The organism is Streptomyces violaceorubidus, assembly GCF_000717995.1.
GTDB classification, from domain to species: Bacteria; Actinomycetota; Actinomycetes; order Streptomycetales; family Streptomycetaceae; genus Streptomyces; species Streptomyces violaceorubidus.
Genome location: NZ_JODM01000010.1, coordinates 1 through 22,504 on the forward strand (window position 1 = coordinate 1; position 22,504 = coordinate 22,504).

Consider the following 22,504-nt stretch of genomic DNA (forward strand, 5'->3'; position numbering starts at 1 on the left):
GACTTGTCCCATGGCCATTCACGAGAACCTCCTCGGGGGACCGCCCCCGACCCACCTCCCCGACGACCCCGGGCCGCGCGAGCTGCTGGCGGGCGGCACCTCCCCCGCCGACGTCGCCGCGAAGTACCCGACGTCCTCGCTCGCCTGGGCCCGCCTGGCCGACGAGGCCTTCGAGCGGGGCAGCGTCGTGGAGTCGTACGCGTACGCCCGTACGGGTTACCACCGCGGCCTCGACGCCCTGCGCCGCAGCGGCTGGAAGGGCCACGGCCCGGTGCCCTGGGAGCACGAGCCGAACCGCGGCTTCCTGCGCGCCCTGCACGCCCTCGCCCGCGCCGCCCAGGCGATCGGCGAGAAGGAGGAGTACGAGCGCTGCAGCCAGTTCCTGAAGGACTCCTCGCCGAGCGCGGCCGAGGTGCTGGGCTGACCGGCCCCCGACACCCGCGGGCCCGTCCGCCGTGCGCGGGCGGGCCTTGCGGTTTCCTGCGAGGATTGCGGAGGATGCCGTTGGGGACCGGGGCCCCGTGCCGGTAACGGCAGGGCGGACCGCTACCCGTGCACATCAGGAGACAGCGATGTCCCACGACGCCCCGAACCTCGACTTCGAGGGCAGCACGCCGTACGAGGATTACGTCAAGGCGGACGTGCTCACCCACCTCCAGCACACCCTCTCCGACGATCCCGGAGAGATGGTCTTCCTGGTCACGACCCAGGTCATGGAGCTGTGGTTCACCGTCATCGTCCACGAGTGGGAGACCGCCGCCCGCGCCCTGCGCGAGGACCGGATCCCGGTGGCCACCGACGCGCTCAAGCGCTCGGTGCGGGAGCTGGAGGCGCTGAACGCCTCCTGGACCCCCCTGGGGCAGCTCACCCCGGCGCAGTTCAACTCCTACCGGTCCGCCCTCGGCGAGGGCTCCGGCTTCCAGTCGGCGATGTACCGCCGCATGGAGTTCCTGCTCGGCGACAAGTCCGCGTCCATGCTCGTCCCGCACCGCGGCGCCCCGCGCGTCCACGCGGAACTGGAGAAGGCGCTGCACGAGCCGAGCCTGTACGACGAGGTGGTCCGGCTGCTCGCCCGCCGCGGGTACGACATCCCCGACGCCGTGCTCCGGCGCGACCTCACCCGGAAGTACGAGGCCGCGCCCGAGGTGGAGGCCGCCTGGACGGCCGTCTACTCCGGCGACCAGAACGGCGAGCTGGCCCGCCTCGGCGAGGCCCTCACCGACGTCGCGGAGCTGGTCTGGCGCTGGCGCAACGACCACCTGGTCGCCACCCGGCGCGCGATGGGCTCCAAGACCGGCACGGGCGGCTCCGCCGGGGTGGCCTGGCTGGAGAAGCGGGCCCGCAACAACGTGTTCCCCGAGCTGTGGACGGCGCGGTCGTATGTCTGAACTCCAGCGGACCGCCGAGGATCTGGACGCCGCCGACCCGCTGGCCGCGGTGCGGGGCAGGTTCGTCCTGGACGACGTGACGTACCTCGACGGCAACTCCCTCGGCGCCCTCCCGGCGCACGTTCCCGGACGCGTCGAGGACGTCGTACGGCGCCAGTGGGGCGAGCTGCGCATCCGGTCCTGGGAGGAGAGCGGCTGGTGGACCGCGCCCGAGCGGATCGGCGACCGGATCGCCCCGCTGGTCGGGGCGGCCGCCGGACAGGTCGTGGTCGGCGACTCCACCAGCGTCAACGTCTTCAAGGCGCTGGTCGCCGCGGTGCGCATGGCCCAGGAGGACGGGCGCGGCGGTGGGGCCGGTCCGGTCCGGGACGAGATCCTCGTCGACGCCACCACCTTCCCCTCCGACGGCTACATCGCCGAGTCGGCGGCCCGGATGACGGGGTGCGCCCTGCGGCCCGTGGCCCCGGCCGAGGTCCCCGGCGCCCTGGGCGAGCGCACCGCCGCGGTGCTGCTCAACCACGTCGACTACCGCACCGGCCGGCTGCACGACCTGCCCGCGCTGACGGCCGCGGTGCACGCTGCGGGGGCGTACGCGGTCTGGGACCTGTGCCACAGCGCGGGCGCGCTGCCGGTCGGGCTCGACGAGCACGGCGTCGACCTGGCGGTCGGCTGCACCTACAAGTACCTCAACGGCGGCCCCGGCTCGCCCGCCTACCTGTACGTGCGCCGCGACCTCCAGCCCCGGTTCGACTCCCCGCTGCCGGGCTGGAACTCGCACGCCGAGCCGTTCGGCATGCGGTCCGAGTACGCCCCGGCCTCCGGCGCGGTGCGGGGGAGGGTCGGTACGCCGGACATCCTCTCCCTGCTCGCCCTGGAGGCGGCGCTGGACGTGTGGGACGAGGAGGGGGTCTCGGTGGCGGCGGTGCGGGCCAAGTCGCTGGCGCTGACCGACTTCTTCCTGCGCTGCGTCGAGGAGTACGTCCCCGACGGCCGCGTGGAGTCCGTGACCCCGGCGGCGCACGCCGAGCGGGGCAGCCAGGTCGCGCTGCGCTGCTCCCCCACTCTCGGCTCCGCTCGAGTGGGAGGGGCCCCCATCGCCGGCGAGGTCATGAAGCGGCTGATCGAGCGCGGGGTGGTCGGCGACTACCGCGCCCCCGACGTGCTGCGCTTCGGTTTCACCCCGCTGTACGTCGGCTTCGCGGACGTGGAGCGGGCGGCGCGGGTGCTGGGCCGGACCGTGGCCGGCTGAGGCGCGGTCGGGGCCGCGGCGGGCCGCAGCGCCAGGTGGGGGGCGACGGGACGCGGGGTGGGGGGAGGCCGGGGCGTCGGGTGAGGGGTGGCCTGGACGCCGAGTGGGGGGTAGTCGGGACGCCGGGTGGGGGGGTGGTCGGGCCGCCGGGTGGGGGCCGGACGCGTCGTCGCGGTCCTCACCCAGCGTCACATCCCCGTGTCCGCGCACGTCATCGGCCTGATAACGTCCCGCCAACGGCCGATTCTTTCCTTCCTCCGGTCCGCCAACACCGTTCCGTCGCTGAGAGGTTGACCATGCCGGACGCCGCCGCAGAACCGGGCACCGCTGCCGCGAGGAACGCTGCGGAGGAGAAATCGGCCTTCTCCCACCCGGCGGTCGACCCCGACTCCACCGCCGGCTACGGCGACCACCCCGACCAGCTGATCGACTTCTACGCGCCGCAGGGCGTCACGGGACCGGGCGAGGCCGCTCCCGTGGTGGTGGTCCTGCACGGAGGCTCGTGGCGCGCCCCGTACGACCGGCGTCACATCAGCCCGTTCGCCGCCTTCCTGGCCCGTCGGGGCTTCGCCGTGGCCAGTGTGGAGTACCGGCGCGGGGCGGAGGGGGCCGGCGCGCAGGGTGCGGGCGGCGACCCCGTCGCGGGGCGCTGGCCGGACACGTTCGACGACGTGGCCGCCGCGCTGGACGCGCTGCCGGAGCTGGTCCGGCGGCACCTGCCGCGGGCGGACGCGCGGCGCGTGGTGCTCACCGGCCACTCCGCCGGCGGCCACCTCGCCCTGTGGGCTGCCGCCCGGCACCTGCTGCCCGCGGACGCCGCATGGCGGACCGACCGTCCGGCGCCCCTGCGCGGCGTGGTCGCGCTCGCGCCGATCGCGGACTTCGAGGTCGCCGACAAGCTCGACGTGTGCGGGGGCGCGACGCGGCAACTGCTGGGCGACGGCTCGCTGTTCGCCGAGCGCCGCCCGTACGCGGATCCCGCCCTGCTGCTGCCCACCGGGATCGCGACGACCCTCGTGCAGGGTCGCGCCGACGTGGACGTTCCGCAGGCGGTCGCCGAGGCGTACGCGGACGCGGCGGCGAAGGCCGGGGAGGTGGTGGGGGTGACGCTGCTGGAGGACGTGGGCCACTACCCGCTGATCGACCCGGCGGCGGACGCGTGTGCGGTGGTGGCGGAGGAGATCGCGCAGTTGGCCTGGTGAGCGGGGGAGGGGGTGTGGCGTTGCGAGGGGTGTGGCGTCGCGGGGGGGGTGTGGCGTTGCGAGGGGTGTGGCGTTGCGGGGGGTGTGGCGTCGCGGGGGGTGTGGCCATGTGCGCCGAGAGTGCCGTCGGCCCGCTTGCGTGGAGCGGACGGCGGGTGTCGTCGTACCCGTAGTACCTGAGAGCTACCCCGCAGGTGAGTTCCCTGGCGGGACGCGGGTTACCCGGCCCGATTCGTAACTTCCCTTGCAGACGCGCCCGATGGGCGGGCGTGCTGGAGGGGGGCGGCCATGAGGCCGAGGGCGACGGTACGTTGGCGGCGGCGCGTTGGCAGATGGCGCCGCGCGGGGTGCGCCACGCTCATCGCCGGTGCCGTGGCGTTTCCCCTCTCAGGGGCCGCCCGGCCCGAGATCCCCGCCCCGGTGCCCGCCGCACTCGCGGCCCCGACGGCCACCACGCTGGAGGAGGCGTACACCGCCAACCGGGCCAACGCGGCGTGCGCCTCCCGGATGGCCGCCGACCACGGCGATGGGCACCGCGCGGCGGCGGACCGTGCGATGGCCGACCGATCCCGCCACCTCCTCGCCTTCGACGCCCGGGGCGCCGGCCTGGCCACCGAGGTCTTCGGCGACCTGGCGCACGCCGACCGCGTCGCCGTCCTGGTGCCGGGCTCCGACACCGGCCTCGACACCTACGGCCGGTTCCGCGCCGCCGCCCTCGCCCTGCACCGGCAGCTCCTCGCCGAGGCGCCCACGGGGACCCGCACCGCCGTCGTGGCCTGGCTGGGCTACGAGACGCCGGGCACCGTCAGCACCGCCGTCGCCACGACCGGCCGCGCCGACCGGGCCGCCCCCGGGCTGCGCGACCTGGTCGGGGACCTGCGCCGGATCACCGGCCCCGGCACCCGCCTCGCCCTCCTCTGCCACTCCTACGGCTCGGTGGTCTGCGCCCGTGCCGCCGCCGGACTGGACGTGTCCGACATCGCCCTGGTCGGCAGCCCCGGCACCGGCGCCGACACCGCCGCCGATCTGCACTCCGAGGCCCGGATATGGGCGGGGCGGGGAGCCCACGACTGGGTGGAGCACGTTCCGCACATCAGCGCCGGTCTCTTCGGCACCACCGTCGGCTTCGGCACGGACCCGGTCTCCCCTGCCTTCGGCGCCCGGGTCTTCGACGCCGGCGACGGCGGCCACAGCGACTACTTCGACACCGGCTCCCCCTCCCTGACGAACCTGGCCCGGATCGCCCTGGGCGCGACCCCGGAGGTGACCCATGACTGACCTGGCCCCGGCGTTCCCGCGCGGCGCCCTGCGGAAGGCCGCCGCACGCGTCGACGCGGCCACGCCCGCGGACCGGGACCGCGCCGTGGACGCCCTGCGCGCCTGCGCCGTCCTCGGGGTGGTCCTCGGGCACTGGCTGGTGACGGCCCTGGTCGCCGACGGCACCGCCCTGCACACGGCCAGCCCGCTGCGGGACATGCCCTGGCTCGCCCCGGTCTCCTGGGCCTTCCAGACGCTCGCCGTGTTCTTCCTGGTCGGCGGCCATGTCGCCACGCGCGGCTGGGCGTCGGCCCGGGCCCGCGGCGAGTCCTACGGCCGCTGGCTGGCCGCCCGGCTCTCCCGGCTCTTCCGGCCGGTCCTGGCCGTCCTCGGTCTGTGGGCGGTGACGGCGGCGCCGCTGCTCCTGACAGGCGCGGACCTCGCCACCGTCCACACGCTGGTGAAGCTGGCGTTGTCGCCGATGTGGTTCCTGCTGGTCTTCGCCGCGCTGACCGCGGTGACGCCGCTGCTGGCCCGGCTGCATCCGCTGTGGCCGCTGGTCGTCGTCCTCCACGTGGACCTGCTGCGCTTCGGTTTCGGCGCCCCGTCCTGGCTCGGCTGGGTCAACCTCGCGGCCGGCTGGCTGGTCCCCTACACCCTGGGCGCCGCCTGGACCCGCGGCGACCTGGACCGCCGCCGATCGGGCTGGATCCTGTTGGCCGGCGGTGCGGCGTCCACCGCCGCGCTCATCGCCTGGGCGGGCTACCCGGCGTCGATGGTCGGTGTCCCCGGCGCTCCGGTGTCGAACCTCGACCCGCCGACCCTGGCCGCCGTCACCTTCGGGCTGGCCCAGTGCGGGCTCGCCCTGCTGCTGCGCGAGCGGCTGCGCCGTGCGATGCGGCGCCCCGTGGCCTGGGCCGCGGTCGCGCTGGTCAACCTCTCCGCGATGACGATCTTCCTCTGGCACCAGACGGCGCTGATGGCGACCACGGCCACCGGACTCCTCGCGGGCCGTCTGCCCGGCCTGCACACGCCCCCCGACGGGTTGGAGTGGGTCGCGGCCCGGCTCCTGTGGCTCCCGGTGTTCGCGCTGGCCCTGACCGGGTGCTGGGCCACCTTCCGCTCCTTCGAGCAGCGCGGCCGGGGGCGGCGCGGCTCCCGGGTCGTGCGTGCGCACCGACCGCAGCGCCCGGCGACGACCACCGGGGGCGCCCGTCATGTCTAGGGTGGAGCGTGTGAGGGGATGGGGGAAGCGGCTGTGGGCCTGGTTCCGGGCCCGGGGCGAGCGGGGGCTGCGCGTGCTCCACGACGACCTGTGGACCTGGCGGGCCGATCCGCTGCCGCCGTCGGTGTGGCTGCGCTGGTTCCCGCACGGGATGGTGTGCCTGGCCGCGTTCGGTGTGCTGCTCGGAGACGCCGCCCAACTGGGGGACAACGGCGGGGTCGAGCCGGGCTTCGGATTCGTGATCGCCGTCGCCCAGGGCGGTGCGATGGCGTTCGCCCTCTGGCGGCCGGTCGCGGCCTGGTGGCTGTCGCTGGGCGCCATGCTGGTGGGGGCCTTCGCGGTGCGGGCCGAGATGGTCGCGGACGGTTCCCGGTTCACCTGGCCCTGGTCGGCCGCCGGGATCATCGGGCACATGGTCGTGCTGCTGCTGCTCGCCCTGCGGGTGCGTACGCGGGTGTCGTTGGAGGCGCTGGTCCTGACCGCTCTCGCCACCTATGTGGTGCAGGGCGTGGTGGGCGCGCTGAACTACCAGCCGACGGGTCAGCTCGCCGTCATCCTGTTCACGATCGTCGTCGTCCTCGGCATCGCCCTGCGCGGCCGCCGAGAAGCCCGCAGCCAACTGGCCGAGCAGACCTCGCTCACCGCCGAGGAGCGGGCCCGGCGCACCCTGCTGGAGGAGCGTGGCCGCATCGCGCGCGAGCTGCACGACGTGGTCGCCCACCACATGTCGGTGATCTCCATCCAGGCCCAGGTCGCGCCCCTCCTCGTCAAGGATCCGCCGGACGAGCTGAGGGAGAACCTGGCCGGCATCCGGCAGAACGCGCTGGAGGCGCTCACCGAGCTGCGCCGGGTGCTGGGCGTGCTGCGCTCCGAGCACCCGGACGCGCTGGAGGCGCCCGAGGGCGGCGCCGGTGCCGTCCCGCACGCCCCGCAGCCCACCCTCGACCGGCTCGACGCGCTGGTGGAGAACACCCGGGCCGCCGGACTGACCGTCACCACCGACACGAGCGGGACGCGCAGACCGCTGCCGCCCGGGGTGGAGTTGTCGGCGTACCGGATCGTGCAGGAGGCGCTCAGCAACGCGCTGCGGCACGCGCCGGGTGCGCATGCCCAGGTCTACCTCGTCCACCTCCCGATCGGGCTGCGTGTGGTGGTCTCCAACACCCGGCCGAAGCGTGCGCCGGCGCCGTCGCAGGGGGCCGGGCACGGGCTGCTCGGCATGCGGGAGCGGGTGGCGATGCTCGACGGCACGCTGACGGCGCAGCCGCTGCCGGACGGCGGCTACCAGGTGGCGGCGTTCCTGCCGGTCGACCACCCGGACCTGCCCACCGACCCCTGGCCCGACCCCTCGACCGACCTCTCTGCCGATCCCTCGCCTGACCTCTCCACCGATCCCTCGCCTGACCTCTCCACCGACGCCTCGCCCGACCCCTTCACCGACGCCTCGGTCGACCTCTCTGCCGACGCCTCGCCCGACCCCTTCACCGACGCCTCGGCCAACCTCTCCACCGGTCCTTCCACCGACGCCTCGGCCAACCTCTCCACCGGTCCTTCCACCGACGCCTCGGCCAACCTCTCCACCGGTCCCTCCACCGACGCCTCGGCCGGTCCTTCCACCGACCCCTGTCCCGGTCCTTCTCCCGGCCCCGTCTCCGCCCGTTCCCCAGCCCCCTTCTCCGCCCCTTCCACCGAGGACGACACCCCATGACGACCAGCAGCGACGGCCCTGTGATCCGCGTGCTGATCGCCGACGACCAGCAGATGGTCCGGCAGGGCTTCACCGTGCTGCTCAACACCCAGCCCGACATCGAGGTGATCGGGCAGGCGGTGGACGGCCTGGACGCGGTGGCCAAGGTCGCCGAGCTGGCCCCGGACGTCGTCCTGATGGACATCAGGATGCCCGAGCTGGGCGGTATCGAGGCCACCCGGCGCATCACCGGAGCCACTCCGGACATCAGGGTGCTGGTGCTGACCACCTTCGACCTCGACGAGTACGTGTACGAGGCACTGCGGGCGGGGGCCTCCGGGTTCCTGCTGAAGGACGCGTCGGCCGACCAGCTCGCCGAGGCGGTCCGGGTGGTGGCCGCCGGTGACGCCCTGCTCGCGCCGGGGATCACCCGACGGCTGATCAAGGAGTTCTCCCGGCTGGACGACCGCCCGCGCGCCCCGCTCAAGGTTCGCGTCGGCGAGCTGACCGAGCGGGAGACGGAGGTGCTCGCACTGATCGCGCAGGGCCTGTGGAACGCGGAGATCGCCCAGCGTCTGGTGGTCGCCGAGCAGACGGTGAAGACCCATGTGGGCAGGATCCTGGTGAAGCTGGGTCTCAGGGACCGTACGCAGGCGGCGGTGTTCGCGTACGAGTCGGGGCTGGTGCGCCCGGCGGGGTACTGAGCACCGGAGCAGGCGTCCGGCCCGTCGTCCCTGCCTCCGTAGTACCTGAGACGGAGGCCCCAGGACCCCCCTCACAGGTGACGACGTCGTACCTCCGCTGCGCCTACCGTTGCCAACGTGACCGAGACGACCCAGATGCGGACGCCGCCCCGCGAGGGAGGCGATTCGCGCAGCCCCGAGTACCGGCTGGCGATGAACGCCCTGAGCGGCCTGCGCGAGGACCTGTTCCACGACGCCTTCGCCTACCGACCGCTGTCCCGCACCGACGTCGACGGCCCGCTGGCCCGCCGCCTGCCGGCCAGGCTGAAGCCCCACGCGGCACGCATCCCGCACGCCGTGGTGGCAGCCCTGGCGCTCCTGTGCTTCTACGCCGGGACGGTCGACGGCAGGACCGACGGTCCGCTGACCCTGCTGAGCGGGCTGGTGTGCGCGGTTCCGGTGCTGGCCACACTGGTCCGGCCCGTCGGTGCCTTCTGGATGTCCATGGCGGCGACCCCGGTGGTCGCGCTGCTCAGCAGCAGCTGGGGGGACTGGCCGTGGCTGCCCGGCGCGTTCCTGTGCCACACGGTGGTCCTGGTGATCGTGGCGATACGCACCCGGCCCCGGACGGCCGCGTACATGTGGGCCCTGACCGCGGCGTACGGATTCCTCAACGAGTCCTTCTGGGGCGCCGGTCACTACGGCAGCAATTCCACCCCGCTGCTGGTCCTCACCGCCTTCGCCCTGCTCCTGATATCGGTCTGGCACATCCGGCGCGACGCCCGGCAGCAGGTGACCGCCGAGCAGACGGTCACCGCGCACGAGCGGTCCCGGCGGACGCTGCTGGAGGAGCGCACCACCATCGCCCGCGAGCTGCACGACGTGGTGGCGCACCACATGTCGGTGGTGGCCATCCAGGCGGAGGCCGCGCCCTACCGGGTGGAGAATCCGCCGGAGGAGCTGGAACGGGCCTTCGCCACCATCCGGGAGAACGCGGTGGCGGCCCTCACCGAGCTGCGCCGTGTCCTGGGCGTCGTCCGCGCCGAGGACTACGAGGCCCCGGACGCCCCGCAGCCGACCCTCGGCGACCTGGACGCCCTGCTCGCCAACGTCAGCGACGCGGGCCTGGCCGTGGACAAGGCGGTGACCGGCGCGGTGCGGGAGCTCCCGCCCGGGGTGGAGCTGTCGGCGTACCGGATCGTGCAGGAGGCGCTGAGCAACACCCTGCGGCACGCGCCCGGCGCGACGGCCCGCGTCGAGGTCTCCTACGTCCTGGGCGGCCTGGGCCTGCGCGTGGTCAACACCGCCGTCCCGTCGAACACTCTGGTCAAGGCGTCGCCCGGCGCCGGGCACGGCATCACCGGCATGCGCGAACGCGTCTCGATGCTGAACGGCGAGATGACGGCGGGCCCGACGGACGACGGGGGATACGAGGTGGCGGTGTTCCTGCCGGTCGCCGCCGACCGGACCGAAGGTGAAGCATGACCGACCGCACGATCCGCGTACTGATCGCGGACGACCAGATGATGGTGCGCGAGGGCTTCTCGGTCCTGTTGAACGCGATGCCGGACATCGAGGTCGTCGGCGAGGCGGTCAACGGCAGGGAGGCGGTGGCGAAGGTCCGCGAGCTGGCCCCGGACGTCGTCCTGATGGACATCCGCATGCCGGAGCTGAACGGCATCGAGGCGACGCGGGAGATCGTCGCGGCGGACGGCACCTCGAAGGTGCTGGTCCTCACCACCTTCGACCTCGACGAGTACGTGTACCAGGCGCTGCGCGCGGGCGCGTCCGGGTTCCTCCTCAAGGACGCCTCGGCCCGTCAGCTCGCGGACGGCGTCCGGGTGGTCGCGTCCGGCGAGGCGCTCCTCGCCCCCTCGGTCACCAAGCGGCTGATCACCGAGTTCTCCAAGCTCTCCGACACCCCGCGCCTGATGTCCTCGGCACGGGCGGCCTACGGCGACCTGACCGAACGCGAGACGGAGGTGCTGGTCCTGATCGCGCAGGGCCTGTCCAACTCGGAGATCGCCGAGCGCCTGGTGGTCGCCGAGTCGACGATCAAGACCCACGTCAGCCGCATCCTGGTGAAGCTGGGCCTGCGCGACCGTACCCAGGCGGCGGTCTTCGCCTACGAAGCGCGGTTGGTGACCCCGGGCTGAGAGGCACCGACCTCGCACCATACGTACGTGCCCCGGTTGCCGAACCGGGAGAGCGGCTGCCAGCCCCACAGGTGTTCCGCGAGGTCGACGAGGCGGATCAGTCCGTGCATGGTGAGGATCAGGCGCAGGGTGCGCCGACTGACGGTGACCGCGCGCGGTCGTTGGGGATGTACAGGGAGTACTCCCAGGACTCGTCTTCGGGCATGCGTCGACTCCGTTCGGGAGGGGGCGAGGTGAGAGAGGGGGCGGCCTCCGGGCGGTGTCCATGCCGCAACCGTCATGGCAGGACGGTGCGGTGCGCTTCCGGTGCCCCGGGGTTCCGCAGTGTCTGCGTCGCGTCACCGACGGTATTTCGAGGGCGACAACCCCACCCCGTATGAAGCCATCGTCCACGAGGTCTCGGCTGGATCAACTAAGGGCGCTGATCCGTAGGGTGGAGAGTGGGGCGCTGCAACCCGCCGCGTCCCGCGACCTCATCCACCGCGTGGCGAAGGAACTGTAATGAACTGGCGCAAGTCCACGTACTCCGATGGCGGCGAAGGCGACACCTGCGTCGAGATAGCGGAGTCGGTCACCCACATGGCCATCCGCGACTCGAAGGCCCCCACCCGCGCCTCCCTCTTGGTCCCCGTGGTTTCCTTCGCCGCCTTCATCGAGGGCATCAAGCGGCGCTCCCGGTGATGAGGGCTTCCGCCCGGGGCTCCTCGTTTCCTATGGTCCGTCCATGACGGCTGCATCCGATGAATCCGCCCTGGCGTTCGACCCGTGGGACCCCGCCTTCGTCGACGACCCGTACCCCGCCTTCGCCGAGCTGCGGGCCCGGGGACGGGTGCTCTACTACGAGCCGAGCGACCAGTGGCTGGTCCCGCACCACGCGGACGTCTCGGCGCTGCTGCGCGACCGCCGGCTCGGCCGGACCTACCAGCACCGTTTCACGCACGAGGACTTCGGCCGCACCCCGCCCCCGCCGGAGCAGGAGCCCTTCCACACGCTCAACGACCACGGCATGCTCGACCTGGAGCCGCCGGACCACACCCGTATCCGGCGGCTGGTGTCGAAGGCGTTCACCCCGCGCACGGTGGAGCGGCTGAAGCCGTACGTGCACGGGCTGGCGGACGACCTGGTGTCCCGGCTGGTCGCGGCGGGCGGCGGCGATCTGCTGACCGACGTGGCCGAGCCGCTGCCGGTCGCCGTGATCGCCGAGATGCTGGGCATCCCGGAGTCCGACCGGGCCCCGCTGCGCCCCTGGTCGGCGGACATCTGCGGGATGTACGAGCTGAACCCGTCCGAGGAGACGGCGGCGAGGGCGGTCCGCGCCTCGCTCGACTTCTCGGACTATCTGCGCGCACTGATCGCCGCCCGTCGCAAGGAGCCCGGAGACGACCTGATCTCGGGTCTGATCGCGGCGCACGACGAGGACGACGACCGCCTCACCGAACAGGAGATGATCTCGACCTGCGTGCTGCTCCTGAACGCCGGTCACGAGGCCACGGTGAACGCCACGGCCAACGGCTGGCTGGCGCTCTTCCGCCACCCCGACCAGCTGGCGGCTCTGCGCGCCGACCACCGCCTGGTCCCGTCCGCAGTGGAGGAGCTGATGCGCTACGACACCCCGCTCCAGCTCTTCGAACGCTGGGTCCTCGACGAGATCGAGATCGACGGGACGACCCTCCCGCGCGGCGCGGAGGTGGCGATGCTGTTCGGCTCGGCCAACCACGACCCGGCGGTCTTCACCGACCCGGAACGCCTCGACCTCGCCCGCCGGGACAACCCCCACATCTCCTTCAGCGCCGGCATCCACTACTGCATCGGCGCCCCGCTGGCCCGCATCGAACTGGCGGCGTCCATGACGTCCCTGCTGAAGTGGGCCCCGACGCTGCGCCTGGCGGCGGAACCGGAACGCAGGCCGAACTTCGTGATGCGCGGTCTGACGGGGCTACGCGTGGAACTGTGACGAGCCGGGCCGTCCGCGCCGCCCCAGCAGCCAGGCGCCGAGCCCCCAGAGCACGGCGGGCACGACGGCCCCGGCGAGGAAGACGAGCGGCAGCTCGGTGAGCACGGCGCCGAAGTCCTGCCCGTTGTTCTCGAACCCGTTGCCGAGGTGCCGCTGGGTCCGTGCGGTCTGCCCCCACACGACCACCGCGCCCACGGCCCCGGCCAACGAGACCGCACAGCCACCACCCGCCACCGCGTCACGACCCATACCTGCCCCGACGCTCCCACCCGCCCGGCCGGTTTCACCTCGGCCCGTCAGGTCCCGCCGCCGCAGTCCGTCGCCGAGCCGACTTCTCCCGCCACCCGGAACAACGACCTGACCGAGAAGGTGAAGGTCCACGGCCGCGCCGGCGTCCCCGTCCACCTGATCCGCGACATCCTCGACATGCAGGAGGAGCAGGCCACAGTCCTGTGGACGCCGTCCGCCAAGGGATTCTAGTCGCGCACCACCCTGCCGTTCGGTGAGAAGCTCCCGATCCCCGCCCCGTTCGACTGCCTGCTGGACACCGCCGGTTTCAGGGCGCCCCGACCGGACCTACCCCGCCGGCAGCGTCAGCCCCCACGCGCCCTCGCGCGCCACCCACGTCCGCGTGCCCACCGGCCCGCACAGCACCGCGTCGGCCCGGTAGCGGAAGTGCGCCCCCGACACGGTCACCGTCCGCCCGCTCGCCGTCAGCGGCGCGGCCTGCGCGCCCACCGACAGCGGCCGCACCTCCACCACGGCCACCCCTCCGGCGCCCGGCAGCACGGTCACCGCCTCCACGGGCTGGTCCAGGTCCACCAGCGTCGTCCCGTCGACCTCCACCCGCAGCCGCGCCGGACCGGCCGCGCCCGGCGGGACGGCCGTCCGGGCCGGACGCGTGGCCGCCAGCGTCCGGACCAGCGACTGACAGGTCCGCAGCCAGGGACGGACCGGCCCCGGCCCGCCCGAGCCCGTCCCGAATCCGGACCCCGCGCCCGGCTCCGCGTGCTCCCGCGTCGGCACCGGTACGGGCGCGGGCGGAATCCCCACCGCCCCCAGCACCACCCCGTCGCTGTCGTCGACGAGCAGGTCCAGCCGCCGTTCCGCGCCGTCGAGCACGGCCCGCGCCGCCGCCACCGCTCCCGTCGGCAGCCCGAGGGAGCGGGCGAGACCGAGCGCCGACCCCACCGGCACCACCGACAGCGCGCAGCCCGCCAGCTCCCGCCGCCGGTGCAGCAGGGCCACGGTCCGCAGCAGCGCGCTGTCGTCGCCGACCACCACCGGCCGCCGCGAACCGCGCCGACCGAGCACCCGGGCGAACTCCTCCGGGCCGTCCGGCAGGCACACCTTGGTGTGCGCCGCGCCCGCGCTGAGCACGTCTTTCGCGATCCTGACCGACTCCCCGTCCATCCGTCGGGCGACCGGATCGACGACCACCAGAAGCGAAACGGACCTCGCGGAAGAGTTCGCGGAAGAGCTCGCGGAAGTCGCCACCTCGGCCATGCCTCGCTTCCTCGGGTAGCATCTTTGTGCAAGAGCCCCTTGCGCTGTTGCGCCAGGGGCTTCGTCTATTCCGGGGCACCCGGTCCGACGGTTGGCGGCCAACGACGGTCGCGGTGTACGTGGCGGAAACCCGTCGCATACGCCCTCGACCATGGACATGCCCCGCCCGGAAGGGGTGTACGCGCGTGCCCGCACTTGTGCTGCTCGGTGCTCAGTGGGGTGACGAAGGCAAGGGAAAGGCGACGGACCTGCTCGGTGGTTCCGTCGACTATGTGGTGCGCTACCAGGGCGGCAACAACGCCGGCCACACGGTAGTCGTGGGCGACCAGAAGTACGCCCTGCACCTGCTCCCTTCCGGGATTCTCTCCCCCGGCTGCACGCCGGTCATCGGAAACGGCGTCGTCGTCGACCCGTCGGTCCTGTTCTCCGAGCTGAGCGGGCTGAACGAGCGCGGCGTCGACACGTCCAAGCTCCTGATCAGCGGCAACGCTCACATCATCACGCCGTACAACGTCACCGTCGACAAGGTGACGGAACGCTTCCTCGGCAAGCGCAAGATCGGCACTACCGGGCGCGGCATCGGCCCGACCTACGCCGACAAGATCAACCGCGTGGGCATCCGGGTCCAGGACCTCTACGACGAGTCGATCCTCACCCAGAAGGTCGAGGCGGCGCTCGACGTCAAGAACCAGATGCTCACCAAGCTCTACAACCGCCGCGCCATCGCCACCGGCCAGGTCGTCGAGGAGCTCCTGGGCTACGCCGACAAGCTCGCCCCGTACGTCGCCGACACCGTCCTGGTCCTCAACCAGGCCCTCGACGACGACAAGGTGGTCCTCTTCGAGGGCGGCCAGGGCACGCTCCTGGACATCGACCACGGCACGTACCCCTTCGTCACCTCGTCGAACCCGACCGCGGGCGGCGCCTGCACCGGCGCCGGCGTGGGCCCGACGAAGATCAGCCGGGTCATCGGCATCCTCAAGGCGTACACGACCCGCGTCGGCGCCGGACCCTTCCCGACCGAGCTGTTCGACGAGGACGGCGAGGCCCTGCGCCGCATCGGCGGCGAGCGCGGCGTCACCACCGGCCGCGACCGGCGCTGCGGCTGGTTCGACGCGGTGATCGCCCGCTACGCCACCCGCGTCAACGGCCTCACCGACTTCTTCCTCACCAAGCTTGACGTCCTCACCGGCTGGGAGCAGATCCCGGTCTGCGTGGCCTACGAGATCGACGGCAAGCGCGTCGAGGAGCTGCCGTACTCGCAGTCCGACTTCCACCACGCGAAGCCGGTCTACGAGACGCTGCCCGGCTGGAGCGAGGACATCACCAAGGCGAAGTCCTTCTCCGACCTGCCGAAGAACGCCCAGGCGTACGTCAAGGCGCTGGAGGAGATGTCCGGCGCCCCGATCTCCGCGATCGGCGTCGGTCCGGGCCGGGACGAGACGATCGAGATCAACTCCTTCCTGTAGGCACCACGCGCGCGCCACGGCCGGGACCCGCACGGGCCCCGGCCGTCGCCGTCGGGGCGGCGGATACGCTGGCCGGAGCCTCACAGCCATGCGGCGGACGGACAGCACGGACAGCACGGACAGCACGGACAGCACGGAGCGAGCGGAACATGCGGAAGCCCACCACCCGGACGTGGATCTGGCTGACCGCGGCGGTCGTCGCCGTGACCGGCGGCGCCTTCTACGTCGACGGCCACCGCGTCTCCGCCGCCCCGCACGCCGACGACCCCAAGTGCGACCGGGTGATCTCCCGCCTCCCGGACGACATACCCGGCGCCTCGCGCGACTGGGCCCTGGGGAACGCGGTCGCCTCCTGGGGCGGCCAGAAGGCGGTGCTGCGCTGCGGCGCCGAGGAGTTGCAGCCCAACGTCAACCTCTGCGTCACCGCCGACGGCGTCGACTGGGTCCTGGACGAGGCCCGGCTCAAGCGCGACGGCGTGAGCGTCCTGCGGACCTACGGCCGCTCACCGGCCGTGGAGTTCACGTACTCCGGTCCGCGCGAGGAGGTGGGCGGCATCCTCACCGCGCTGGACCCCGCCGTGCAGTGGATCCCGCAGCAGCGCCGGTGCATCGGCCTCGACGACGCCGCCACCGCCCTGTAGCCCTTCGCCCCTCGCGGCCCTTCGTTCGGCCCCCTCCGCCGGGCGCCGGTGTGCTCCGTGGTGTCGGATCGGGGCATGACCGACCGCTACCGCGCCGCTTCCTGCCAGGGCCCGTACGGCGGCGAGAACGGCCCCGACGACTGCGGCGACCCGGTCCGCTTCGAGGTCGCCCGGCACCTGCGGGAGCCGCTGCGGGTGTGCCCCGTCCATCTGGGACCGTCCCTGCTGCTGGCCGAGGGGGTGCTGTGGCCGCCCCGGATCACGCTGGTGCGCTGAGCGGCCCTCGCGGGGGGCCGGTCGCGCCGGATGGTTGACCGGGGGTCCCGCCCTCCAAGGCCGGTGGGCGCGGAAGGAACCGTACGGTGCCCGGACGACCCGATGACATGGCCCGGCGGTTCGAGCGGGACCGGACCCGGCTGCGGGCGGTCGCGTACCGGATCCTCGGTTCGCTCAGCGAGGCGGACGACGCCCTCCAGGAGACGTGGCTGCGGGCCGACCGGGCGGACACCTCCGAGGTGGCCGATCCCTCGGCCTGGCTCACCACGGTCGTGGCGCGGGTCTGCCTCAACCTGCTCCGGGCCCGGGTCACCCGCCGCGAGGAGCCGCTGGACGACGGGGACCGCGGGCGACCGGCCGTCACCGTCACCGTCACCGCCGCCGCCGCCATCGGCACCGCCACCGTCGCGGACCCGGCCGAGGAGGCGCAGCTCGCCGACGAGGTCGGGATCGCGCTGCTGATCGTCCTGGACACCCTCGGCCCCGCCGAGCGGCTCGCGTTCGTCCTGCACGACATGTTCGACGTGCCCTTCGACGACATCGCCGCGATGCTCGGCAAGACCTCCGCCGCCACCCGCCAGCTGGCCTCCCGTGCCCGCCGCCGGGTCAGGGGCGTTCCCGCGCCCGACGCGACCTGCCCCGCAGGCGCCGCGCGGTCGACGCCTACCTGGCGGCCACCCGCGGCGGTGACTTCGACGCGCTGGTGGCCCTGCTCCACCCGGACGTCGTGCTGCACGCCGACGCGGCGGTGGTCCCGACGCCCGAGCCCGTCGCCGTCAGCGGTGTGGAGCCGGTGGCCAGGGGCGCGATGGCCTCGATGGCGCGGGCCCGCTCCACCGGCGCGGTCCTGGTGGACGGCCGGGTCGGCCTGGCGATGGCCGAGAACGGCAGGCTGCGCGTCGTGCTCCGCTTCGACTTCGCCGCCGTCGGCCGCATCACCGGCATCGACGTGGTCGCGGAACCGGCTCGCCTGAACGAACTGGACATCACGGGCATAAGCTGAATGTGTACACGTCGCGTCGGCAGAAGAAGGTGAGTGCGATGCGCGTGCTGCTCAAGGCGACGCTGGACACGGACCGGGCGAACGAGGCGATCCGCAGCGGGAAGCTCCCCGAGCTGATCAGCCGGACCCTCGACCACATCAAGCCGGAGGCCGCGTACTTCGGCCCCCTCGGCGGCCGGCGGACGGCCCTGATGGTCTTCGACATGCAGGACAGCTCGGAACTGCCGCCCACGGGTGAGCCGTTCTTCACCGAGCTGAACGCCGAGGTCGAGGTCTCCCCGATCATGAACGCGGACGATCTGCGCAAGGGCCTGTCCCAGCTGTGATCAGCTGAAGACGATCATCGACCCCTGCGCCAGGCTCCGCGTCGCCGCCGCGTGCAGCCCCAGCCACACGTGCCGCTCCCGGGCGAACGGGCTGGCGTCGTACGGCGCGGGCACCGCCGGTTCCTCCAGCTCCGTCGGGGCGAGCGGCGGTTGCGGCGGGGCCGGGGGGTTGGCCGGGTCGATGCCGAGCGCCGGGGCGACGGCCTCCAGTTCCCGCAACAGGGTGTGCGAGGAGCCCAAGGGGCCGCCGCCCGCCAGGAGTTCGTCGCTGGAGAGCGGGTGCGGGAAGTCGACCGGGACGTAGGCGCCCGCGTGGTCGTAGTGCCAGACCAGGTGGGACTGCTGCGCCGTCGACTCGAACATCTCCAGCAACTGCTCGTAGTCGCCGCCGAGTTCGTCCACCGGCGTCACCGGAAGGCCGCAGACCTGGAGGAGGTGTGCCCGGCGCAGGAAGTGCAGCGCGTCGTAGTCGAAGCCGGCCACGGGCGCGACCTCGCCGGAGAGTCCCGGCATGTACTGGTACACCGGCACCGGCGGCAGCCCGGCCTCGGCCAGCACCTTGTCGTACTGCGCGAGTTCCTCGGCGAACGGGTTGTCCGGCGTGTGGCACAAGACGTCGACGAGCGGTACCAGCCACAGGTCACAGGCCAAAAGAGGGCTCCTCACACAGCACGGTGGTCAGGGAAGCGTAGTCGGTGCGGCCGGTACGCGCCCGCGTGCAGGTCCCATACCCATCTGGGGCCGGGCCACGACACGTCCGGCGTTGGTCATCCCGCGGCGAGCCGCTCGATGAGGGCGAGCGAGTGGGCGTTGTAGGCGTCGACGAGCGAACGCGCGCCCGGGATGTCGCGCCGGACCAGCGCGTCGACCAGTTCGGTGTGCCCGGACCACAGCGCGCCGCGCAGTTCGCTGAGCCGGCGCAGGTGCTGCACCGTGCACACCCAGCTCTGGACGCGCAGCCGGTGCAGGAAGTCGCAGAGGTAGGGGTTGCCGAAGAGGGTGGCCAGCTCGCGCCAGTAGCGCAGGTCGTAGCCGATCAGTACGGTCAGGTCCCCGGCCGCGGCGGCGCGCTGGGCCTCCTCGCCGCGCCGCCGGACCCCGGCGAGGGCGGCGGCGATGCGCGGGTCGGCCGGGTCGGGGTCGCCCGGCAGGTTCGCGGCGAGGGCGAGGAACATCCCGTCGGTCACCAGACCGCGTGCCTCGATCATGTCCCGGAAGTCGTCGACCGAGTACTCGTGGACGCGGAAGCCGCGGTGGTGGTCGGCGTCGAGGAGGCCCTGCGCGGACAGGTCGACCAGGGCCTCGCGCACCGGCGTCGCGGAGACGCCGTACTGCTCGGCGATCTCCTTGACCGTGAACTCCTGCCCCGGCTGGAGCCGCCCGCCCAGCACCTCGTCGCGGAGCGCGTCGGCGATCTGCTGCCGCAGGGTGCTGCGCGTGACGGCACCGGTACCGCTGGGGCCGGGCATGGGCGGGCGTCTCCTCGTCGCGTTCGGGGCGTCGCCGGGGCGCCGCCCGGGGGCGTCGTGCTCGTACACATGTCTACCGCGTACGAGCACGCAACCCTACGCGCTCGGGCCCCTCGCCCCGTCCCGCCTACTCCGTGTACTCGTCCGCCACGGACAGTGCCGTGTCCAGCGCCGCCAGGCCCTCCTTCAGCTCCGCCTCCGAGACGTTGCACGGCGGGACCACGTGGGTGCGGTTCATGTTCACGAAGGGCCACAGGCCGTGCGCCTTGGCCGAGGCGGCGAAGGCGGACATGGGCGCGGCCGCCTGACCGGTGGCGTTGTAGGGCACCAGCGGCTCCCGGGTCTCCCGGTTCCGCACCAGCTCCAGTGCCCAGAACATGCCGGTGCCGCGTACCTCGCCCACGCTCGGGTGGCGCTCGGCCAGCTCCCGCAGCGCCGGTTCGAGGACCTCGCCGCCGAGCCGCGCCGCGTGCTCCACGACGCCTTCCTCCGCCATCACGTTGATCGTGGCGACGGCGGCGGCGCAGGCCAGCGGGTGGCCGGAGTACGTCAGTCCGCCCGGGTAGGGCCGTTCCGCGAAGGTCGCGGCGATCGCGGCGGAGATCGCGACGCCGCCCAGGGGCACATAGCCCGAGTTCACGCCCTTGGCGAAGGTCATCAGGTCGGGGACGACGCCGTACAGGTCGGCGGCGAACCAGGTGCCGGTGCGTCCGAATCCGGCCATGACCTCGTCGAGCACGAACACGATGCCGTACTTGTCGCAGATCTCGCGCACCCCGGCCAGGTAACCGGCCGGCGGCATCATGATCCCCGCGGTGCCCGGGACCGTCTCCAGGATGATCGCGGCGATCGTCCCCGGGCCCTCGAAGGCGATCGTGGTCTCCAGGTGCTCCAGCGCCCGCGCGCACTCCTGCTCCTCGGTCTCGGCGTAGAAGCGCGAGCGGTACAGGAACGGCGCCCAGAAGTGCACGACCCCGGCCGTGCCGCTGTCGGAGGCCCAGCGGCGCGGGTCACCGGTGACGTTGACCGCCTGCTGGGTGCCGCCGTGGTACGAGCGGTAGGCGGCGAGCACCTTGGGGCGGCCGGTGTGCAGCCGGGCCATGCGCAGGGCGTGCTCGACGGCGTCGGCGCCGCCGTTGGTGAAGAAGATCTTGTCCAGGTCGCCGGGCGTGCGCTCGGCGATCAGCCGGGCGGCCTGCGAGCGCGCCTCGACGGCGAACGCGGGCGCGAACGTCGTCAGCCGCGCCGCCTGCTCCTGGATCGCGGCGACGACCTTGGGGTGCTGGTAGCCGATGTTGGTGTAGACGAGTCCGCTGGAGAAGTCGAGGTAGCGCCTGCCTTCGTAGTCCCAGAAGTACGACCCCTCGGCGCCGGCGACGGCGAGCGGGTCGATCAGCTCTTGCGCTGACCAGGAGTGGAAGACGTGCGCGCGGTCCGCGGCCTTCACGGCGGCGCCTGCCTGGGGGGAGGGCTGAGGGGTCATGCGGCCGAGGGTAGATGTCCGCGATGCGGAATCGGAATCGGCGTCCTGTCTGCGGTCGGGGCCTTTCCGCGACAGGTTGTCGACGCGGTGGAGCCGCTCCGTCACGGAACCGCCGCCACGGGGGGTCAGCGGGGCTCCGGCGGGCGCTGGCGGGGCATGTTCGGGCGGGTGCCGTTCTGCGGGGGGATCGGGAAGCGGCCGGTGGCGCCGGTGCCCCCGCTGTCCGGGCGGGGCCCGTCGGCCGCCGCGGCGGCGTGCGGACCCAGTGGCGCGGGCCCCGGGCGGAAGGACACCATCCAGTCCGCCGTCTCCGCCCGGACCAGCTCCGTCACGTCCTCCGAGAACCGCCGCAGCACCAGCAGGCACCGCTCCGCCGCCTCGCTCGCCGTCCCGTCCGCCGGTCCCAGCACCTCCCGCACGCTCTCCGAGGCCCAGTCGAACTGGAGCGCCTGGAGCCGCCGCTGCACCGCCTGTGCCGTGGCCACGTCCCGCATCCACCCGGCCGTCACCCCGAAGTACCGGTCACCCGCCACACACGCCACCGCCCACAGCAGCGCCAGGTACCCCCAGGGCGCGACCCCGCCCGCCGCCCCGGACAGGTCCAGCAGCGGCAGCGCCGCCCCGGCGGCCGCACCCACCGCGGCCCCGCCCCGCAGCAGCACGGCGCCGCGCCGCTTCCACACCCGGTCCGCGAGATACCAGGCCGCGGTGTCCAGCGCACCCCGCTCCACCCACCGGTACAGCTCGTCCAGCCGCTCGGCGGGCAGTGCCCAGTCCCCGAGGGGAAACGCCCGCCCGCTCAGGTCGCCCGGCCGCGCCCCGGCCGCCCCCTCACCGCCACCGTCCGCTCCGCTCTGCGGCGGCCCCTCGGGCTGCATCTCCGGCTGACCCACCCGGCACTCCCTACTGCTCGCCACTGCTCGCCGTACCGCTCGCCGTCCGCGAGGACTCATACGCCGGAACCCTGCGCCGGAACCCTTCCTACCGCCCAATGGGTGGCGAAGAGCCGGGTTCCGCCGCTTTTCCGCCCGGAAGAGGGCGTTGATCAGGTATAGGGCTCCCGCGGCATCACTCGAAAGAGTGCTGGAGCGAGGGCCGCCCGGACCACGTAGGCTCGTGCCGAACGGCAAAACCGTCGTGACCGGACGTGATGGGAGCTGAACGTGATCCCCGGTGGTGGCCAGCCCAACATGCAGCAGCTGCTCCAGCAGGCCCAGAAGATGCAGCAGGACCTGGCGAAGGCCCAGGAGGAACTGGGGCGGACCGAGGTCGAGGGCCAGGCGGGCGGTGGCCTGGTGAAGGCCACGGTCACCGGTTCCGGCGAGCTGCGCGGCCTCGTCATCGACCCGAAGGCGGTGGACCCGGAGGACACCGAGACCCTCGCCGACCTGGTCGTCGCCGCCGTCCAGGCGGCCAACGAGAACGCGCAGAACCTCCAGCAGCAGAAGCTCGGCCCGCTGGCCCAGGGCCTGGGCGGCGGCAGCGGCATCCCCGGCCTGCCGTTCTGAACCGTCTCCCCGGATCGCCTTT

Annotated in this window: 22 protein-coding genes and 3 pseudogenes; 18 read left to right on the forward strand and 7 right to left on the reverse strand. The window is 73.3% G+C overall.

The window, feature by feature from the left end:
* Positions 1-10: 10 nt before the first annotated feature.
* From IE94_RS0114970 to IE94_RS0115020, 10 genes and pseudogenes are all read left to right on the forward strand, one after another.
* Positions 11-424: a DUF3151 domain-containing protein gene (locus tag IE94_RS0114970; RefSeq protein WP_030183762.1), complete on the forward strand. Its 414-nt coding sequence runs from the start codon at positions 11-13 to the stop codon at positions 422-424.
* A 148-nt stretch (positions 425-572) separates the two neighbouring features.
* A complete protein-coding gene (locus IE94_RS0114980) occupies positions 573-1,388 on the forward strand; it encodes a tryptophan 2,3-dioxygenase (protein ID WP_030184253.1) in 816 nt (271 codons plus the stop codon).
* The gene (gene kynU / locus IE94_RS0114985) at positions 1,381-2,637 is read left to right on the forward strand and encodes a kynureninase (protein ID WP_030183765.1); all 1,257 of its coding nucleotides are present in this window, start codon (positions 1,381-1,383) and stop codon (positions 2,635-2,637) included. The genes IE94_RS0114980 and kynU overlap by 8 nt, the downstream gene beginning before the upstream one ends.
* Positions 2,638-2,933: 296 nt before the next feature.
* Complete coding sequence (locus IE94_RS0114990; protein ID WP_030183766.1) at positions 2,934-3,839, forward strand: alpha/beta hydrolase; 906 nt, start codon at positions 2,934-2,936, stop codon at positions 3,837-3,839.
* A 288-nt stretch (positions 3,840-4,127) separates the two neighbouring features.
* The gene (locus tag IE94_RS0114995) at positions 4,128-5,117 is read left to right on the forward strand and encodes an alpha/beta hydrolase (protein ID WP_030183768.1); all 990 of its coding nucleotides are present in this window, start codon (positions 4,128-4,130) and stop codon (positions 5,115-5,117) included.
* On the forward strand, positions 5,110-6,321 hold the full coding sequence (locus tag IE94_RS0115000) for an acyltransferase family protein (RefSeq protein ID WP_030183770.1): 1,212 nt from the start codon (positions 5,110-5,112) through the stop codon (positions 6,319-6,321). The genes IE94_RS0114995 and IE94_RS0115000 overlap by 8 nt, the downstream gene beginning before the upstream one ends.
* A pseudogene (locus IE94_RS0115005) lies at positions 6,314-7,678 on the forward strand (sensor histidine kinase); the annotation flags it as partial. The gene IE94_RS0115000 and the pseudogene IE94_RS0115005, both read left to right, overlap by 8 nt.
* A gap of 347 nt (positions 7,679-8,025) precedes the next feature.
* Positions 8,026-8,712: a response regulator gene (locus IE94_RS0115010; RefSeq protein WP_030183774.1), complete on the forward strand. Its 687-nt coding sequence runs from the start codon at positions 8,026-8,028 to the stop codon at positions 8,710-8,712.
* A 117-nt stretch (positions 8,713-8,829) separates the two neighbouring features.
* Complete coding sequence (locus IE94_RS0115015; protein WP_030183775.1) at positions 8,830-10,176, forward strand: sensor histidine kinase; 1,347 nt, start codon at positions 8,830-8,832, stop codon at positions 10,174-10,176.
* Positions 10,173-10,847: a response regulator gene (locus tag IE94_RS0115020; protein ID WP_030183777.1), complete on the forward strand. Its 675-nt coding sequence runs from the start codon at positions 10,173-10,175 to the stop codon at positions 10,845-10,847. Before IE94_RS0115015 ends, IE94_RS0115020 begins: the two co-directional genes overlap by 4 nt.
* Here IE94_RS0115020 and IE94_RS41050 read toward each other — a convergent pair.
* Positions 10,817-11,052 (reverse strand): annotated as a pseudogene (locus tag IE94_RS41050) (hypothetical protein). The gene IE94_RS0115020 and the pseudogene IE94_RS41050 overlap by 31 nt on opposite strands.
* A 296-nt stretch (positions 11,053-11,348) precedes the next feature.
* Between IE94_RS41050 and IE94_RS0115030 the strand changes: the two are divergent.
* Entirely contained in the window at positions 11,349-11,528 is a 180-nt protein-coding gene (locus IE94_RS0115030; protein ID WP_030183780.1) for a DUF397 domain-containing protein, read from the forward strand.
* A 43-nt stretch (positions 11,529-11,571) separates the two neighbouring features.
* Entirely contained in the window at positions 11,572-12,801 is a 1,230-nt protein-coding gene (locus IE94_RS0115035) for a cytochrome P450 (RefSeq protein WP_030183783.1), read from the forward strand.
* Here IE94_RS0115035 and IE94_RS0115040 read toward each other — a convergent pair.
* Both IE94_RS0115040 and IE94_RS0115050 read right to left on the reverse strand, forming a co-directional pair.
* Positions 12,784-13,050: a hypothetical protein gene (locus tag IE94_RS0115040; protein WP_051777508.1), complete on the reverse strand. Its 267-nt coding sequence runs from the start codon at positions 13,048-13,050 to the stop codon at positions 12,784-12,786. The two genes, IE94_RS0115035 and IE94_RS0115040, sit on opposite strands and share 18 nt — an antisense overlap.
* A 327-nt stretch (positions 13,051-13,377) precedes the next feature.
* Complete coding sequence (locus IE94_RS0115050) at positions 13,378-14,307, reverse strand: diacylglycerol kinase family protein (RefSeq protein WP_030183788.1); 930 nt, start codon at positions 14,305-14,307, stop codon at positions 13,378-13,380.
* Positions 14,308-14,492: 185 nt separating this feature from the next.
* On the opposite strand from IE94_RS0115050, the gene IE94_RS0115055 reads away from it, so the two are divergent.
* From IE94_RS0115055 to IE94_RS0115075, 5 genes and pseudogenes are all read left to right on the forward strand, one after another.
* Positions 14,493-15,776 (forward strand): adenylosuccinate synthase, encoded by a 1,284-nt coding sequence (locus IE94_RS0115055; protein ID WP_003975310.1) that lies wholly within the window; start codon positions 14,493-14,495, stop codon positions 15,774-15,776.
* 149 nt (positions 15,777-15,925) lie between these two features.
* The gene (locus tag IE94_RS0115060; protein WP_030183790.1) at positions 15,926-16,417 is read left to right on the forward strand and encodes a DUF3515 family protein; all 492 of its coding nucleotides are present in this window, start codon (positions 15,926-15,928) and stop codon (positions 16,415-16,417) included.
* A 75-nt stretch (positions 16,418-16,492) separates the two neighbouring features.
* Positions 16,493-16,693 carry a hypothetical protein gene (locus IE94_RS0115065; RefSeq protein WP_030183792.1) on the forward strand — a complete coding sequence of 67 codons (201 nt, stop codon included), beginning with the start codon at positions 16,493-16,495 and terminating at the stop codon, positions 16,691-16,693.
* Between the two features lie 107 nt (positions 16,694-16,800).
* Positions 16,801-17,696 (forward strand): annotated as a pseudogene (locus tag IE94_RS35625) (sigma-70 family RNA polymerase sigma factor).
* Positions 17,697-17,734: 38 nt separating this feature from the next.
* The gene (locus IE94_RS0115075) at positions 17,735-18,022 is read left to right on the forward strand and encodes a hypothetical protein (protein WP_030183794.1); all 288 of its coding nucleotides are present in this window, start codon (positions 17,735-17,737) and stop codon (positions 18,020-18,022) included.
* Here IE94_RS0115075 and IE94_RS0115080 read toward each other — a convergent pair whose 3' ends face one another.
* From IE94_RS0115080 to IE94_RS0115095, 4 genes are all read right to left on the reverse strand, one after another.
* The gene (locus tag IE94_RS0115080; RefSeq protein ID WP_030183797.1) at positions 18,023-18,673 is read right to left on the reverse strand and encodes a hypothetical protein; all 651 of its coding nucleotides are present in this window, start codon (positions 18,671-18,673) and stop codon (positions 18,023-18,025) included.
* 116 nt (positions 18,674-18,789) lie between these two features.
* Positions 18,790-19,491, reverse strand: coding sequence for a GntR family transcriptional regulator (locus tag IE94_RS0115085; RefSeq protein WP_030183800.1), 702 nt, complete (start codon positions 19,489-19,491; stop codon positions 18,790-18,792).
* A gap of 127 nt (positions 19,492-19,618) precedes the next feature.
* The gene (locus IE94_RS0115090) at positions 19,619-20,974 is read right to left on the reverse strand and encodes an aspartate aminotransferase family protein (protein ID WP_030183803.1); all 1,356 of its coding nucleotides are present in this window, start codon (positions 20,972-20,974) and stop codon (positions 19,619-19,621) included.
* A gap of 125 nt (positions 20,975-21,099) precedes the next feature.
* The gene (locus IE94_RS0115095; RefSeq protein WP_030183805.1) at positions 21,100-21,867 is read right to left on the reverse strand and encodes an SLATT domain-containing protein; all 768 of its coding nucleotides are present in this window, start codon (positions 21,865-21,867) and stop codon (positions 21,100-21,102) included.
* A 270-nt stretch (positions 21,868-22,137) separates the two neighbouring features.
* Here IE94_RS0115095 and IE94_RS0115100 point away from each other — a divergent pair, with 270 nt between their 5' ends.
* Positions 22,138-22,482: a YbaB/EbfC family nucleoid-associated protein gene (locus tag IE94_RS0115100; protein ID WP_063829711.1), complete on the forward strand. Its 345-nt coding sequence runs from the start codon at positions 22,138-22,140 to the stop codon at positions 22,480-22,482.
* Positions 22,483-22,504 lie beyond the last annotated feature (22 nt).